Origin of the sequence: Fulvivirga imtechensis AK7, from assembly GCF_000331535.1 — a bacterium.
Classification (GTDB): Bacteria; Bacteroidota; Bacteroidia; order Cytophagales; family Cyclobacteriaceae; genus Fulvivirga; species Fulvivirga imtechensis.
Window position 1 is genome coordinate 1 of sequence record NZ_AMZN01000029.1, and the last position, 16,021, is coordinate 16,021.

Below are 16,021 nucleotides of genomic sequence, written 5' to 3' on the forward strand. Positions count from 1 at the left end.
TTCGGCATTTGTCATACCCCGATCCAAACTGTTTCTTAATAAAATTGAGGTAGCTGATGATGTCTTCCTGGGTAATCTCAGCCGGGTCTTTTTGGTGGAACTGAACACCACTGATCGCCAACAGCCATTCAGCTCGTTCTTATCAACTGTAGTTTCTTATTTATAGATTACAACCTTGCATGTATTGTGAAAAATATTCATATTTAGTTATGATAAATAACATAATTTCTGTTATTAGCATGGTTCTAAAAATAAATAATCAAATACCTGTGATATGAGAATGCTGTATACCCTTTTGATCGTTTTGCTATTTGGCGAACTTGCTGCTCAAACGAAGGAAGAGATTCTTAAGGATATTTCTGACCGTGAAAAAAAGGCAGTTGAACTGGTTGACTTGCAACTGAAAGGCTATAACCAACGGGATATTGAGACTTTTATTACGCCTTACAGCGAGGATGTGGAGGTTTATACTTTTCCCAATGATCTAAAGTACAAAGGAAAGGATAAGCTGCGGGCATCATATGAAGGAAGCTTTAAACGGCTGACTGAACGTAAAGCAAAGGTAATTAATAGAATGGTATATGGAAGTCAGGTTATTGATCATGAGGAAATAACAGGACTGCCCAACGGAATTGTGGCGCATGCAGTCGCTATTTATGTGATTGAAGGTGGTAAGATTTCAAAGGTCTATTTTCTGCGCCAATTGCTATAGCCATTCATTCATTGATGTTCGCTGCAAATTCTTGATGATCATGTCGTATTTGTGGCAGGTTTTTCATATTCACCCCCAAAATTGCCGCATTTACACTGCAATGGTTACCCCTTTTGTTGCCGACATTTGTAATGTAACCAACCGGCAACAGCTATGAGAAAAATAATTGTCTTATCAATGATTACTTTAGATGGGGTAATGCAAGCCCCTGGTAGTCCTCAGGAAGATACATCGGGCGGTTTCCAATATGGCGGCTGGACGGCACCCTATGGTGACGAAGCTTACAGCACAAGATATGATTTGATACTGTAATGGGAACAGGAGTTGACTGACCATAGTGGAGGGAATGGGGGCTTTCGTAACTGCATCTGTAGTGGACCCCTTTGGGAATATTTTTGGTATCATGACCAATAAGCATTACCTGGAAATTTTTTCGCATAAGAAGTAAACTGTAGTATTTATGGAAATGAAAGATGGAAAAATGGCTTTTTATGCCAAAACCAGGCGGCAGTGGAGAGACTGGCTGGCAGCTAACAGCCAAAATGAAAAATCGGTGTGGCTCATTTTGTTTCGCAAGCATAGCGCCACCCTATCGCTTAGCCTCATTGAAGCCACTGAAGAAGCCTTTTGCTTCGGCTGGATTGACTGTCTCTGTAAAAGGAGAGACGATGAAAGCACTACCTTGCTTTCTCAAAACGTAATCCGAAGCGCAGCAACTGGAGCAAAAATAACATAGAACGAGCAGAAAGAATGATGAAAGAAGGGGCGCATGACGGAGCAGGGACTGCAACTCATTGACATTGCAAAACAAACGGGGAAATGGACTGCCTGCGCTTGATCTGACCGAAAGTAGGCACTTGTGGGTGTTTTCACCAATGAGTTATTAGCGTTTTTAGTTGTTGGTAAAACACACCAACAGCGGGAAGATGAGCGAGGCCTATCTTAGATACGCTTTATAAAACTCAACTCAAAAAATGACAAAGATAACTGTAAGTCCTGACTGTGGAAATGCCCCGAAAAGAGAATTTATAAAACAGTTGAGCATCGCTTTTGCACAGCGGGATGTGGACTTTTTGGTCTACAGTGTAACGGCAGAAATCGCTTGGAATGTAGTCGGGGATAAAGTAATTGAGGGAAATGAAAAGTTTGATCATGAATTGAAGCAAATAAGATCCGGAGAGGTGGCAGAATTAGTGATTGAGCGAATTTTGACCCACGGAAAGGAAGGAGCAGCAAGCGGGACCATGATAATGCAGAATGGAAAGAAATATGCCTTCTCGGATTTTTATGAATTTAGTGGAGCAAAGGATGTAAAAGTAAAATCAATCACTTCATTCAATAATTGAATTGCAGTAAGACCGAAACAAGAATTGCCAGAGGTAGTGGACCAAACCCTGCCGTGGGTGGGCTATGAGTGAATTATATTGTTTCGCTCAGCTACTCCACCTATTTTACCATATGGGCTCCTTCACTAAACACTGCGATTCCTACCCAAGACAATAACTCACTGCCAGGAGTGTCTGATGTAGAACCATCAACATCATTACAATATTCGCAAAGGAGAATTTCAAACAAATTTTTCTTAATCATCGTATCTATTTATCTTTGAAACTAAGATACTTATTTCGTAAGATATTTCATTGAATTAGTGTCCATAAGAAAACTCTGACCGTCATCGCGCCTGCCTCGGGCTGGCCACGGGGAGAAGTCGAAGCGATCCTCTCTTAATGCACGCCAGGAAAGAGCGGATTGGCGCACTTCGTTCGCAATGACGATAAGTTGTGAGTTTTATTACAAACACGAATTAATGTTTGAAACAAAACTCTAAGTGGCCTTTTGAGAGCATTTTTGGGACATGCGTAACGCAGACATTGACGTTTTCTTAGAGACACGAATCAGGTTGATCTTGCTTTTTTAATCACTAAATCAATTGTATCCGTCCGACAACCCCCATAAAATCAATAGACTAATGAATATTACTGAAAGTTATTTGTCACGGGCAGAATTGTGGATGTTCATCACGAGTCTGACCTATTTTTTAATGAACGGAGCTCAAATTTTTGAAACTGTTGTAATGGTCCCAAAATGGACAGCCAATCCACCTGCTACTTTCACACTATTAGCTAACAAAAATGGAGCTGGGTTAAAGACCTTTTGGATTGTCGTTCATTCCCTGCACGAATTGACTTTTATATTAGCCATCATCTTTTGTTGGAAGCTCATCCCAATTAGAAATGGATTATTGGTACTATTTGCTATTCATTTCGCAGTCAGAGTTTGGACACTCTCATATTTTGCGCCAAATATCATTGAGTTTCAAAAAATTGCCGAAGGAATAGGTTCGGCAGCGGACCTGCACAAGCGAGCCAATGTCTGGAAGACTTTAAATTACATAAGAGTGGGCATTTTTATAGCCGTTTCAATGGGCCTGATCCCATTATTTTTAAGGATAGTAAATTTTAAATCAAATTAGCAAATATGAGACAAACGCTAAGTGGCTTCTATTACTGTCAAGCTACTAAAAAGAGGTCATGTATAACCTGGGTGAGATGTGATAGATGGTATTAATTCGAACAAAAGCTGTATTTTGTCTATTTTAGTAAAAGAACTATGAAAGAATATAGCCATGGAAAACGGGAACATCAAATGGCATACCCTTACACCGGATCAGGTAACAAAAGAACTTGAAACCAATGTTCTTAAAGGGTTGTCCGGAGGGGAAATTGATGAGCGTTTAAAAAGATATGGAGAAAACAAAATTACACCAAAAAAGGCTCAGAGCAGCTTAGTGCGTTTTCTTCTCCAGTTTAATCAGCCGCTGATTTATATTCTCCTTGGTGCTACTCTTGTTACCGTATTGTTAGGAGAATACCTGGATGCCATAGTTATTTTTGCCGTGGTACTTATTAACTCCATCATCGGATATATACAGGAAACAAAGGCGCTGAAAGCCATAGATGCGTTGTCCAGGAGCATGACTACCAGTGCTACGGTAATCAGAGATGGAAAAGCAACGGTTATTAAAAGCGTTCACCTCGTTCCGGGAGATATTATAACCGTACAACCGGGCGACAAAATGCCGGCAGATGTGCGATTAGTGTCGGTTAAGGACCTTCAGATTGATGAATCAGCCCTTACCGGAGAATCGGTGTCTGCGGAAAAAGGTACAGAAGTGGTCAATACTGATGCTATACTTGGGGACCGTACAAATCTTGGCTTTGCAACCACAGTAGTTACCTATGGCACGGCAAAAGGAATTGTGGTAAGCACAGGAGACCGTACTGAGGTGGGTAAGATCAATCAATCTATTGCTACTGCGGAGGAACTGGACACGCCTTTAACCATAAAAATAAGAAAGTTCAGTCATACGTTGCTCTGGGTTATTCTCAGTTTTTCTATACTGATCTTATTAGTGGCCTGGTTAAGAGGAGAAAGCCTTGAAAACGCTTTTATGGTATCGGTAGCCCTGGTGGTAGGGGCGATACCGGAAGGCCTGCCGGCAGCAGTCACTATTATGCTCGCCATTGGTGTTTCTAAAATGGCCAAAAGAAGGGCCATTATACGAAAGCTCGTAGCTGTTGAAACCCTCGGAAGCACTAATGTCATATGTTCGGACAAAACCGGGACGCTTACTGAAAATCAGATGACCGTACAAAAGATAATGGGAGGGGAAGACTTTTTTGATGTGACGGGGATAGGTTATAAACCCGAAGGTAAAATACTTTTTGAAGGGGAAGAGGTTGATTTAAATGATAGCCCGGCTCTCCATCACACTTTAAGAGGGAGCGTTTTATGCAACGACAGTCGGATAAAAGAGGATGAAGGCAGGTGGATAGCCGAAGGGGACCCTACGGAAGCAGCGCTGATAAGTGCGGCTGAAAAGGCAGGTATAATGGATCATTATGTTGATCATTACTATCCCCGCATAGACGAAATTCCTTTCCAGTCTGAATATCAGTATATGGCTACTCTGCATAAACATGAGGAAAATATATTGTTCCTCAAAGGGTCCGTGGAAGCTGTGCTTAGGTCATGCACACATATGATGGATAAAACAGGAAAGGTGGTATCCATAGATAAAGACTTTATTCAGAAGAATGCAGAGAAAATGGCCGCAGAAGGTCTAAGGGTACTGGCATTTGCTTTTAAAAACTTTGACAAGTCGAAAACCAATGTAGACCACCAGGATGTAGCAGAGGGCCTGATCTTTACCGGTCTGGCGGGAATGATAGATCCACCGAGGGAGGAAGCTATAAAGGCAGTTGCATTATGCCAGGAAGCCGGCATCAAGGTGAAAATGATCACCGGAGACCATGCTTTAACGGCTGCCACCATAGCCGCTCAATTAGGTATCAAAGGAAAAACCGAAAACGACAAGCTGACAGCGATAACCGGACTGGAGCTGCAAAAATTATCCGATGCAGCGCTGCAGGAGGTAGCCGAAGAGGTGTCGGTATTCGCCAGGGTCAGCCCCGATCAGAAACTCAGGCTGGTTAAGGCGCTTCAGGCGATGGATAATATAGTTGCCATGACGGGAGACGGAGTAAACGATGGACCGGCTTTGAAGCAGGCTAATATAGGGGTTGCAATGGGTATTGCCGGAACAGAAGTGGCAAAAGATGCCGCAGATATGGTTCTTACTGATGATAACTTTGCATCTATTGAAGCAGCAGTAGAGGAGGGCAGGGGTGTATTGGACAACCTTACAAAATTTATTGTATGGACACTCCCTACCAATCTGGGAGAAGGACTTGTGATCCTGGCAAGTATTGCTTTTGCCACTCAATTGCCACTTGCTCCTGTTCAGATCTTGTGGATCAATATGACAACAGCGATCTTGCTTGGTCTGATGCTTACTTTTGAACCTAAAGAGCCAGGGATCATGAACCGGCCACCTACACCGGCAAATAAGCCTATTCTCACCTTTCCTTTGATCATGAGAACCCTCCTTGTGGGTACTTTGATCATGGTGGCTTCATTTGTTTTGTTTCGTTATGAACTATCGAGAGGAGCTACATTGCAGAAAGCTCAGACCGTAGCTACTACTGTTTTTATTGTTTTAGAAGCATTTTATCTCTTTAATTGCCGCTCACTGAGAAGGTCGGTAAAAGACATAGGGTGGTTTTCCAATAAGTGGGTCTACTACGGCACCTTTACCATGCTGCTTCTTCAACTTATATTTATACATGCACCGTTTATGAACATCTTGTTTCACTCGGAGCCCATCGATTTTTCATCCTGGTTATTGATACTTGCAGCAGGTCTCTGTCTTTTTACAATTGTATTTATTGAAAAAACGGTCAGGAGAAAATTAACCGGGACAGAAGAGTTTTGATTTTATTTCAGGTATAAAGAACTATCCATAAATTCGGCAATAGGCAAGGACAAAACATGTCTTTGAAAATGCACCAGGAATTGTAAATTTATTAATCGTTGAGCTTCGGCTGTGGTGGATAAATATGGTGTAGAAAGGGCAGGCACTCGGTTATCATAATCCATTGTCAACGTGGAGTGCATTTTGACTAATTGAAACCAAAAATCAACATTAAATATTATGAACGATAATCCGTTACAAACATTTGTTCAAGAGGCCCCTGAAATTCAAAAATCCTATGCTAATTTCATTCAATCTTTGATTGGAGACAAAGGGCTTGATAATAAGACTAAGCAATTGATCTATATTGGAATGAAGATGATTGCTGATGATGAAAGGGCAGTTAAAATGCATGTTCCGATGGCAAAAATGCTGGAGCCTCAAGAGAAGAGGTAAAAACCACTGTTTTATTAGGTTTATCAGTTATTGGAATGAAAGCAGCATCAAAGTATTTGCCTTTGGTTTTGGAAAGTTATGATAATTATTAGTGCTGTGAAACTATAGACCAACAAGACTTTCCTCCAGAGGGAGAGGTCCTTTGTAGCAGTGGCATGTGCATAGATCCCTCTCAAGTCGGGATGACATCCGTACCAATGATAAGTTTTCATTACATGCTGATAATCAATGAGTTATTTAATTTCTCCACTACCGTCATTCCAGGATGACGTGGTGGTTTGTGATCTCTCTTGCTCCTCTTCTATGTTAATGATGGCATAATGTCATTATCCTCAAGATCAACTAAAAGTTGTTGTTCTCGGAATGACATCCTTAACTTAATAGAATTAAGGAACCCGGTGCTACTAACATTACATCGCCGGGATGCTATGATCAGTGGTCATGAGGACGATCCGGGAGAATAAAGGATGCAGATCACGTTTGCCTTTGAGGAAATAGGATTAAGCAAATGAAAGTTACCGACTTTAGCCAAGCGAAATCAGCTAAACACACCATTGTTAAGATCGCCACTTCTATTTACTTTTACCAAAGCTACCTTTGCTACCTGCTTCGGTTATTACAAAGACTGAGGTTGCCGATGAGACAATAATTCACTCAGAAAGCACTGTATTTTAAGAATGAAAGTAGAATTTACTCCGAAATTGTTTTCACTTCTAAAAGAAGGGATCACCAGAGAAACACTATCAAAAGATATTATCTCCGGATTGATCGTTGGAATTGTGGCTTTGCCACTGGCTATTGCCTTCGCCATTGCATCCGGGGTGTCCCCCGAAAAGGGGTTGATAACAGCCATTATTGCCGGAATAATTATTTCTGCATTCGGAGGCAGCAGGGTTCAGATAGGAGGGCCAACGGGTGCATTTATTGTTATCGTATATGGCATTGTGCAGGAATTTGGCTTAAATGGTTTAACCATAGCTACTTTTATGGCTGGTTTTATCATTATCGGACTAGGACTTGCAAAGCTGGGCAATCTTTTAAAATTTATACCGTATTCGTTGATCGTAGGCTTCACGAGTGCCATTGCGCTTATCATTTTATCTTCCCAGATAAATGATTTTTTTGGGTTAGGTATAAAGAACATTCCTTCTGATTTTTTGGAAAAATGGAGCGTTTATTTTGATCATTTTAACAATATCAATGGGTATGCCATTGCCATTGCTGTTAGTACTGTTTTACTGACCCTGCACTTCCAAAAATTGGTAAAAAAGATACCCGGCTCCATAGTTGCCATCATTTTGTCCACCGTAGCCGTTCAGCTCTTCAATATACCCGTAGACACCATTGAAAGTAACTTCGGTGAAATTCCTAACAAATTGAGCATACCGGCAATTCCAGCGATAGATTTTAGTACTATACAATCGTTGATCCAACCGGCATTTGCCATTGCCTTGTTGGGCAGCATAGAGTCACTACTTTCTGCCGTTGTTTCCGACTCCATGATAGGCGGCAAACACCGCTCTAATATGGAATTGGTAGCACAAGGTTCGGCCAATATCTTTTCGGCCCTATTTGGCGGAATACCTGCTACAGGGGCCATTGCCAGAACCGCCACTAACGTGAAAAACGGAGGGAGAACCCCAATTGCCGGTATTATTCATGGGGTCGTTTTGCTGGCTATCATGTTACTTTTTGCTCCTTATGCTAAATTAATTCCACTCTCCTGCCTGGCAGGCATTCTGATCGTAGTAGCATATCATATGAGCGAATGGAGACAATTCCTGTCGATCCTCAAAGGAAATAGAATGGATGTCATCATTTTATTGACCACTTTTTTTCTCACTGTTATCTTTGACCTAATTATTGCCATTGAGATCGGTATTGTGCTGGCAAGCTTTCTATTTATGAAAAGAATGAGTGAGTCTGTACATATCCAAAACTTCACAGCAGACAGTGTGAGCGGTGAACAACTTTTTGAAAATGAAGGACTGGAAATACCAAAAAATGTGGTACTCTATGAAATAAACGGACCACTCTTCTTTGGGGCGGCAAGGCAGTTCCAGGAAACAATAACACAATTACATATCAAACCCAAAGCGGTGATTATAAGAATGCGGTATGTGCCCCTGATAGATGCCACAGGATTTCAAAGCTTGAAGGAAATCATTAAAACATTTCATGCGCATGGAACCGAAGTTGTTATTTCCGGTGCGAGTGATGCGTTAAAGCACGATCTTGAGAAATTCAATTTATACGAGTTTATTAATAAAGAATTTGTGGTCAAGGATATAAATATCGCTATCGATAGGGTAAATGCAGGAATTACTGAGAAGCCATATTGAAAAAATAGTACCTCTGACGGATAAGGAGTTTGAGCTGGTAATATCTCACTTCACTGTTGCAGATTTTAAAAGGAACCATTTTATTTTTGAACAAGGAGAAAAAGTTAAGCATGCTTATTACATTATATCCGGACTTTTAAAATTGACATATGTCGATGATTCGGCAAAGGAGCATATCGTGTCTTTTGCAATGGAAGACTGGTGGGAAAGTGACTTCTATGCCTATTTTACCCAAACGAAGGCTGCAATGTCCTTAAAATGTCTTGAAGAAACCACTGTTTTTTGCCTGTCGCTTAATGACTATCAGAATTTATGCCGGGACATGCCAAAGATGGAAAGTTTCTTCCTTCAAAAAGCACATTTGGGTTTTATCGGGTCGCAACAGCGTATTTTATCATTACTAACAACTAATGCCAGGGAGCGATATGAGCAGCTCCTGCAACAATATCCAGCGTTGTTGCAACGGGTATCCAAGACACAACTGGCCGCCTACCTGGGTGTTTCCCGGGAGACACTGAGCAGGCTACATGATTAAAATACAGATCAACTTTTATGCAACATGTCCTGAAATAGTGATTAATGTCACTGGTCAATTTCCTGCCTGATTTCCAGCTTTGTACTACCTATAAAAAGTAATACAAAATGAAAAAGCAAACTTTAGCCATAGGTATGATCTTATTGGCAATCACATGTGCTAAAGCACAAAACAAAAACGTAAATCAAATGGAAAAGAAAGTAATTAACCCTTGGAAATGGCAGGATGCACGCAGCTATGTTCAGGCTGTCGAAGTAAAACATGTAGAGGGCACCCTATATGTGTCTGGTCAAACAGCAATTGATAATGAAGGAAATTCCAGCACTGCCGATATGAAAACTCAACTTCAACAAGCTATTAAAAACCTTGAAAAGGTAATTTATGAGGCCGGCTATAAATGCGAAAATATTGTTAGATTAAATGTCTATACCACTTCATCGGAAGAGCTGCTCAACAGCTTCGGTATCTTCCAGGAATGGATAGAGAAGAATAATATTAAACAAGCGAGCTCGCTCATCGAGGTAAAGGGTCTATATGAAACACTGAAAGTAGAATTGGAAGCTACGGTGGTTAAATAGAGTAATCAAAAAATTACAGGACCGAATAAACCTTGACAAAAAGGCTTTGAGAATTAACAGCTTGCAAATTTTGGAATCTCTTTGAACCTGGCTTTCCAAAAAAAACTGAGTTTGTGTGGGATAATTTACAGGCCATGATACATCTTTGATACTAGTTCTCCAGGGATGTATTTTTTTCTTCAAATGAGTACAGCGTATGGCCCAAAATAGCGAGTGAAATTCTGCTTCAGTCTAGCTTTTTTATAGTTAAATAAAGCTAAATTGAAGAACAAAACGCCAAATAGTCAGAAGCCGAAATAGGTGGCAGGGCTTCGGCCGGTTATTTCCGCATTACAATAAATGCCGTAATTTATCGTAAGCACGTTTTAGTCCAAGCTCTGGTTTTTATGTTGAAGAGATTATTACAAGATAAAAAAATATGAATTTAAAAGATTACAAAAACATAAGAGAAACAAGGAAGATCCTGGCTTCTAAAATTCTCGATTTTAAAAAAGATAAGCAAAGCGATATCATCTATGCAGGGAAACAGCTTGGCTTTTTGGGATGGGCGAGCTATGATATTTGATGCGAGTGAGGAAAGTGATGTTTTAATGGATTTCCTTATTTATGAGAGAAATAAACTTAATACCAGGTTAGTTGACGAATTCTATGAAAGCAACGTTCAATTAGATGACATTGAGGAAGAAGTGCTGGAAGGTATGGTGAATAATAAAACGTCATATTTCGAGATTATAGAAGTAGACACAAATAATTTTACTGTGATGCTGAAAGATTTGATTAACCCACATCAACCAGCACTAAAATTAATGGATTTAGGTCTTTCTCAAACAGCAAAAATTGGAATGGCGATATATTCGAGGGCGTTACCGGTACGAGATGTTTACATGACTTCAGGTGTGTCATTTGGATTCGACCCTTTTACAAAAAAGAAGATGCTTAGAGAAGTTTCATTTGCAAAAGTGAAAAGGAATGGCAAAATAAACTCAACTGACTTGTTCCTCTTATTTCATAAAAGAAGCAAACAATATGGAGTTGATACTGTGATGCTAGACCTCAATTCAAATACAATATTATAAAGCGGATAGAAGCGTCAAAATGACAAAAACAGATCCGATAATAGCTGTAAAAGATGTTGAAACCAGTTCCAAATGGTACCAGGCAGTATTTGGATGTAAAAGTATGCATGGGGGAAGAGAGTTTGATATACTGGTAGATGAAAATAGTGAAGTTTTGATCTGCCTTCACCAATGGGGCGCACACGAGCATCCCACGATGATCAATTCTGATATTACGCCCGGAAATGGTCTGATCCTTTACTTCAGGACTGAATATATGGATACGATACGGAAAAATGTCGAAAAACTTGGTTATTCAGTTGAGGAGGATATCCACCTGAATCCTAATTCTAGAAGAAAAGAGTTTTCGCTTAGAGATCCTGACGGATACTACTTGACAGTTACCGAATTTCATAAATACGAAGGTTAGGTGCAGATTCACTTTCAGGGGTTCTTGCTTTTAGCCTCCTGCATCCATTTGCAACCTTTGTTAGCTTAAGCAGATTTTACTATTTTACTGCTGTCGATTGAATTCATTTCAGAAATCAATGGGAGAAACCAAAGAGTATGCAAGAGCTATGACCTTTCTAATCAAAATATTTCTCAAAGCCAGGCGCATTATTCTGTACGGATCAGTCCTGGCTGTTTTGGTTTTTGTACTGAAATGGTTACAGTGGAAGTTTCTGATCGTTGACAACTCTCTCGACATCTACATTGGACTCATCGCAATCTTCTTTACCATCCTGGGGGTTTGGGTAGCGACACAACTGACCAAACCGAAAGTTGAGAAAGTCGTAGTAGAAAAAGAGGTTTTTATACCGCAGCCGGAGAATTTCGTCATCAACCAAATAGAACTGGAAAAACTTGATCTTACCAACCGCGAGCACGAAGTATTACAGCTTGTCGCAAGAGGATACAGCAATGCAGATATTGCAGAAAGCCTGTTTCTTTCAATAAGCACTGTCAAAACACATGTTTCAAACCTTTATGTGAAAATGAATGTAAAAAGCCGGGCCCAGGCAATAGAGAAAGCAAAAAGACTGAGAATTGTTGAATAGCCAATCTCCTACTTTAGTATGAATTTTGTCTTGAAAGCGAAGAATTGGTACTAAAGTATTAAGTGTCCATTATGCTGTCGTAATAATTTTGTATCCATAACCAAACGGAATTAGAAATGAAAAGAAACGCATTGATTTTTGGATTAGTGATGGGCGCTGTCTTGTGTACTAACATGATCATAATGGTCAACATGCTGTACAACAATCCGGAGTTTAAGAGTAACGATCTGCTAGGCTATGTCGTTATGGTGGTCATTTTCTCTCTGATCTTTGTTGGTATCAGGAACTACCGCAACAAAGATCTCGGTGGCACCATCTCATTTAGGAAAGCCTTTAAAACGGGATTCTTTATAGCTTTGGTGGCTTCTACGGTCTACGTAGTGGTATGGCTCTTTTACTATTACCTGTTCGTGCCTGATTTTATCGAAAAGTACACCGCTCATGTTTTGCATCAATGTACTTCAGAGGCTGAGATAGCAACCAAAACGGAGGAAATGGAAAATTTCGGTAAGATGTATGAAAGCCCGTTTTTCGTTATCCTCATTACCTACGCGGAGGTCTTGCCAGTAGGGGTAATCGTTGCACTGGTGAGCTCAATAATTTTGAAAAGGAAAGAAGCATGAAGTGCAGCATGGCAAGGTTGGCTTGTTGTAAAGTTGATAACACAAAAAAAATGCAATGACACTTCAGGAAATACTCATAAGGCTTAAATCCCTTAGCCATGAAAAGATGTATGCTCACAATGTCAAAAATGGAGCGGGAGAGAACCAATTCGGTGTTAAATTAGGAGACCTTCGTAAAATGGCAAAGGAAGTGCGTACCAACCACGAACTGGCTTTAGAGCTGTGGAAGACCGGAAATATTGATGCTAGGTTGCTCTCCATTTTGATAATGAAGCCAAAATCACTTACTGCTGATGAACTGAACGAAATGGTAAAGTCAATTAGGTTTGTACAGGTGGCAGATTGGTTCAATGCATACATTATAAAAGAACATGCTGAAAGGGATTTTCTTCGTGAAAAATGGCTAAATTCTGATAATATTTGGGCTGCCCGGGCAGGGTGGAGCCTAACTGCAGGCAGAGTGGCGAGAGATGCTGAGGGGTTGGATCTCAACAAGATCTTAGAGAGGCTGGAGTCGGAGATGGCAAAGGTAGCACCCGAGGTACAATGGACAATGAATTCAGCATTGGCGCAGATAGGAATTGATCATCCGAAACACAGAAAAAGAGCTATTGAAATTGATGAAAAGCTTGGCATATATCGTGATTATCCTGTTTCTAAAGGATGTACTTCGCCCTTTGCCCCCATATGGATTAATGAAATAGTCAAAAGACAAAAGCTGACATAAAAAGTTGCCCATGGTACGCTAATTCATGATGAGTATCTGTTGACCATGACTTGCTAACATCTCTAAAAAGGCAGCGAATTGCAGATTTGGCAAAGCCGGAGGAGTCCGATGTTGGATTATTTGGGTATATAAGTAAGTAAGTACGGCTTTGCCAGGCTTGATAGGCCTTTTTTGGATGGCATATATGTAAGTCGACCAAAATACTGTCTGATGGCACTTATAGTCGGTGGCCAAATAATTTTCCATATCGGGTGTATTGTTTTTCCTATTGCCCTTTTTTTATCCTTAGTATCCAAATTGTAAAAAAAATGTCATTCTTCGTTTTCCCGAAGTGTGTCGCTGCGATAACTACACAAATGGAGCTGAGTTGACGCGTACCGAGGTACGTGAGCATTTTTGGAACGAGCGTAACGCGTACATTGGCGTTTTCATAGAGGCACTAATTATTTTGTCACTCAACAGGATTTTAAAAACAGGTGGGTGAAAAATATTGGCTGTCATGTTTAGAGTAATTGTTTCGTCATCGGATTCTGGCTTGGCAGCGTTTTAGGACTGGGTGGCAGTTGGAATTAAATTGGGTGTTTATGAGTTTTAATGAGAGCGTCTCAATACTCATATCTCAATGCTCAAGTCTAAAAAAACTAATGGAATATTTCGTAGATAAAAATTCAGTGGTGCGCCAAATATGGGGAAAGGGTGATACCATTCTTACCATATTTGCCGGTGCCGCCGCTGAATTTGCACTCAATAAGGCGGTAGATTGGTTATATTTCACCGGTCGCCTTCCTGTCGATCCTCTCGGGCGGCTCTTCTCTACCGTCTCGTACGCCCGGGCTATTGTCTTTTCTGAAAAGCATGCTGCTATACGTGCCATTGATGCCATGACGAAGATACATGCTGGTGTGGAGGCGAAACGAGGAGCAAAAATTCCTGACTGGGCCTATCGCGATGTACTTTTTATGCTGATCGACTATTCCATCAGGTCGTTTGAGGTGCTGGAGCGTAAGCTGACTGCCGGAGAAAAGAAAGAGGTGTTTCAGGTGTTTTATAGGTTAGGAAGCCGAATGGGAGTAAAGGAGCTGCCTGAAACCTTTGAAGCATGGGTAGAAATGCGGCAGGAACATCTGCAACATCACCTACAGCGCACACATTTTACAGACGACTTGTTTACTCAGTATCGAAAACACCTCGGCCTAATGCGCTACAGGCTTTTAATTGAAACACAAGCGTTGGTTGTGCCGCAGAAGGTCCGTGAGTTGCTTGGCCTGCGCAGAGTTTCCCTTCTGAATCCCCTGATCGCAGCGTACAAGCTGGCCACAAGCATTAGGGTTGATTGGCTGATGAAGGCCCTCATTCTTCCATCAAAATATAAAAGCGAGATCAAGGCGCTGGATACCGCACCAAACTAACAGTGGCACAATCTTTAGACAATAAAAGTCGGATCAATCCGCGCAGTTAATGTCTGAACAGTAGGACTTACAAATTAAAAATTAACATCCATTATTTTGAATTGTTGTTTAATTTTAAAGACAAAGGAAGCATTCCATTTCTGTTGCGATGTTTGCTTTTGTATAAGAAACTTCAACAACAAACCTAAATACAAGCGTTATGTATAAAGTAGCAGTATACAGTACCAAACCCTACGATAAAAATTTCCTTCAGAAAGCCGCTCAGGGCCATAACGTGGAATTTCATTATTTCGAAGACTCCCTTTCCGAAGAGACTGCTGATTTTGCCAGAGGCTTTGAAGCAGTTTGTATTTTTGTGAATGACAGAGCCACTCGTCATATCGTTGAGAAGCTGGCTGCAAATGGCGTGAGGTTGATCGTTCTGAGGAGCGCTGGGTTTAACCATGTAGACCTGGAAGCTGTTGCTGATCATGGCATAAAAGTGGTAAGGGTGCCGGCATATTCTCCTTATGCCGTAGCAGAACATGCGCTGGCCATGATCATGACACTGAACAGAAAAACCCACAGGGCTTTTAACAGGGTGCGGGAAAATAACTTTTCCCTTAACGGACTGATAGGGTTTGATTTACATGGAAAGACGGTAGGGGTGATCGGAACAGGGAAAATTGGTAGTATCTTTTGCAAGATCATGCTTGGGTTGGGTTGCAATGTTATAGGAAATGATCCATATCCTGATGAAGAAGTGCGGAAGATGGGTGTTACATATCATTCTCTCGAAGAATTGTTCAGGCAATCAGATATCATTTCCCTGCAATGTCCCCTGACACCCCAAACCCATCACCTGATCAATAAAGATGCTATCCACCTGATGAAGGAAGGGGTCATGCTGATTAACACGAGCAGAGGCGGACTTATTGATACAAAAGCATTAATTACAGGGCTAAAGTCCGGAAAGATAGGCTATCTTGGTATGGATGTCTACGAACAGGAAGAAAACCTCTTTTTTAAAGATTTGAGTGATCAGATCATTCACGATGACCTGATTATGCGGCTGATCACTTTTCCAAATGTGTTGATCACTTCACACCAGGCATTTTTTACGGAAAATGCGATGAAAAACATTGCGGAAACTACAGTCTCCAATATCAATCAATTTCTGGAAGCTAAAGCACTTGATAATGAGGTGAAGTCTGAAAAAGTACACGCTTAAAC

The 16,021-nt window shown here is 40.8% G+C and carries 18 protein-coding genes; all 18 read left to right on the forward strand.

Translation table 11 applies throughout. The annotated features are described in order from the left end of the window. Positions 1 to 274 precede the first annotated feature (274 nt). The 18 genes from C900_RS08720 to C900_RS08800 all read left to right on the forward strand — a co-directional run bounded on the left by C900_RS08720 (position 275) and on the right by C900_RS08800 (position 16,019). The gene (locus tag C900_RS08720; RefSeq protein WP_009579386.1) at positions 275 to 712 is read left to right on the forward strand and encodes a nuclear transport factor 2 family protein; all 438 of its coding nucleotides are present in this window, start codon (positions 275 to 277) and stop codon (positions 710 to 712) included. 177 nt (positions 713 to 889) lie between these two features. Beyond that, the gene (locus C900_RS30820; protein ID WP_281168987.1) at positions 890 to 1,024 is read left to right on the forward strand and encodes a hypothetical protein; all 135 of its coding nucleotides are present in this window, start codon (positions 890 to 892) and stop codon (positions 1,022 to 1,024) included. Positions 1,025 to 1,172: 148 nt separating this feature from the next. Further along, positions 1,173 to 1,448, forward strand: coding sequence for a YdeI/OmpD-associated family protein (locus tag C900_RS08725; protein ID WP_009579388.1), 276 nt, complete (start codon positions 1,173 to 1,175; stop codon positions 1,446 to 1,448). Between the two features lie 238 nt (positions 1,449 to 1,686). After that, positions 1,687 to 2,058, forward strand: coding sequence for a nuclear transport factor 2-like protein (locus tag C900_RS08730; protein WP_009579389.1), 372 nt, complete (start codon positions 1,687 to 1,689; stop codon positions 2,056 to 2,058). A 623-nt stretch (positions 2,059 to 2,681) separates the two neighbouring features. Next, on the forward strand, positions 2,682 to 3,185 hold the full coding sequence (locus C900_RS08735) for a hypothetical protein (protein ID WP_009579391.1): 504 nt from the start codon (positions 2,682 to 2,684) through the stop codon (positions 3,183 to 3,185). Positions 3,186 to 3,338: 153 nt separating this feature from the next. After that, positions 3,339 to 6,047 (forward strand): cation-transporting P-type ATPase, encoded by a 2,709-nt coding sequence (locus C900_RS08740; RefSeq protein ID WP_009579392.1) that lies wholly within the window; start codon positions 3,339 to 3,341, stop codon positions 6,045 to 6,047. Positions 6,048 to 6,266: 219 nt separating this feature from the next. Next, positions 6,267 to 6,482, forward strand: coding sequence for a carboxymuconolactone decarboxylase family protein (locus C900_RS08745; protein ID WP_009579394.1), 216 nt, complete (start codon positions 6,267 to 6,269; stop codon positions 6,480 to 6,482). Positions 6,483 to 7,159: 677 nt separating this feature from the next. Beyond that, complete coding sequence (locus C900_RS08750; RefSeq protein WP_009579395.1) at positions 7,160 to 8,824, forward strand: SulP family inorganic anion transporter; 1,665 nt, start codon at positions 7,160 to 7,162, stop codon at positions 8,822 to 8,824. Further along, the gene (locus C900_RS08755; RefSeq protein ID WP_009579396.1) at positions 8,796 to 9,359 is read left to right on the forward strand and encodes a Crp/Fnr family transcriptional regulator; all 564 of its coding nucleotides are present in this window, start codon (positions 8,796 to 8,798) and stop codon (positions 9,357 to 9,359) included. Before C900_RS08750 ends, C900_RS08755 begins: the two co-directional genes overlap by 29 nt. A 107-nt stretch (positions 9,360 to 9,466) precedes the next feature. Then, positions 9,467 to 9,937 (forward strand): RidA family protein, encoded by a 471-nt coding sequence (locus C900_RS08760; RefSeq protein WP_009579397.1) that lies wholly within the window; start codon positions 9,467 to 9,469, stop codon positions 9,935 to 9,937. Between the two features lie 418 nt (positions 9,938 to 10,355). Beyond that, entirely contained in the window at positions 10,356 to 10,502 is a 147-nt protein-coding gene (locus tag C900_RS29815; protein ID WP_009579398.1) for a hypothetical protein, read from the forward strand. After that, entirely contained in the window at positions 10,453 to 11,013 is a 561-nt protein-coding gene (locus tag C900_RS08765) for a DUF7986 domain-containing protein (protein WP_157493956.1), read from the forward strand. Before C900_RS29815 ends, C900_RS08765 begins: the two co-directional genes overlap by 50 nt. A 19-nt stretch (positions 11,014 to 11,032) precedes the next feature. Beyond that, the gene (locus C900_RS08770) at positions 11,033 to 11,422 is read left to right on the forward strand and encodes a VOC family protein (RefSeq protein ID WP_009579400.1); all 390 of its coding nucleotides are present in this window, start codon (positions 11,033 to 11,035) and stop codon (positions 11,420 to 11,422) included. A 118-nt stretch (positions 11,423 to 11,540) separates the two neighbouring features. Continuing rightward, on the forward strand, positions 11,541 to 12,050 hold the full coding sequence (locus C900_RS30825; protein ID WP_009579401.1) for a response regulator transcription factor: 510 nt from the start codon (positions 11,541 to 11,543) through the stop codon (positions 12,048 to 12,050). 116 nt (positions 12,051 to 12,166) lie between these two features. Beyond that, a complete protein-coding gene (locus C900_RS08780) occupies positions 12,167 to 12,673 on the forward strand; it encodes a DUF4199 domain-containing protein (protein ID WP_040496232.1) in 507 nt (168 codons plus the stop codon). A 55-nt stretch (positions 12,674 to 12,728) separates the two neighbouring features. Then, a complete protein-coding gene (locus tag C900_RS08785; protein WP_009579403.1) occupies positions 12,729 to 13,400 on the forward strand; it encodes a DNA alkylation repair protein in 672 nt (223 codons plus the stop codon). A gap of 644 nt (positions 13,401 to 14,044) precedes the next feature. Continuing rightward, positions 14,045 to 14,809: an oxygenase MpaB family protein gene (locus C900_RS08795; RefSeq protein WP_009579404.1), complete on the forward strand. Its 765-nt coding sequence runs from the start codon at positions 14,045 to 14,047 to the stop codon at positions 14,807 to 14,809. A gap of 199 nt (positions 14,810 to 15,008) precedes the next feature. Further along, positions 15,009 to 16,019 carry a 2-hydroxyacid dehydrogenase gene (locus C900_RS08800; protein WP_009579405.1) on the forward strand — a complete coding sequence of 337 codons (1,011 nt, stop codon included), beginning with the start codon at positions 15,009 to 15,011 and terminating at the stop codon, positions 16,017 to 16,019. Positions 16,020 to 16,021 lie beyond the last annotated feature (2 nt).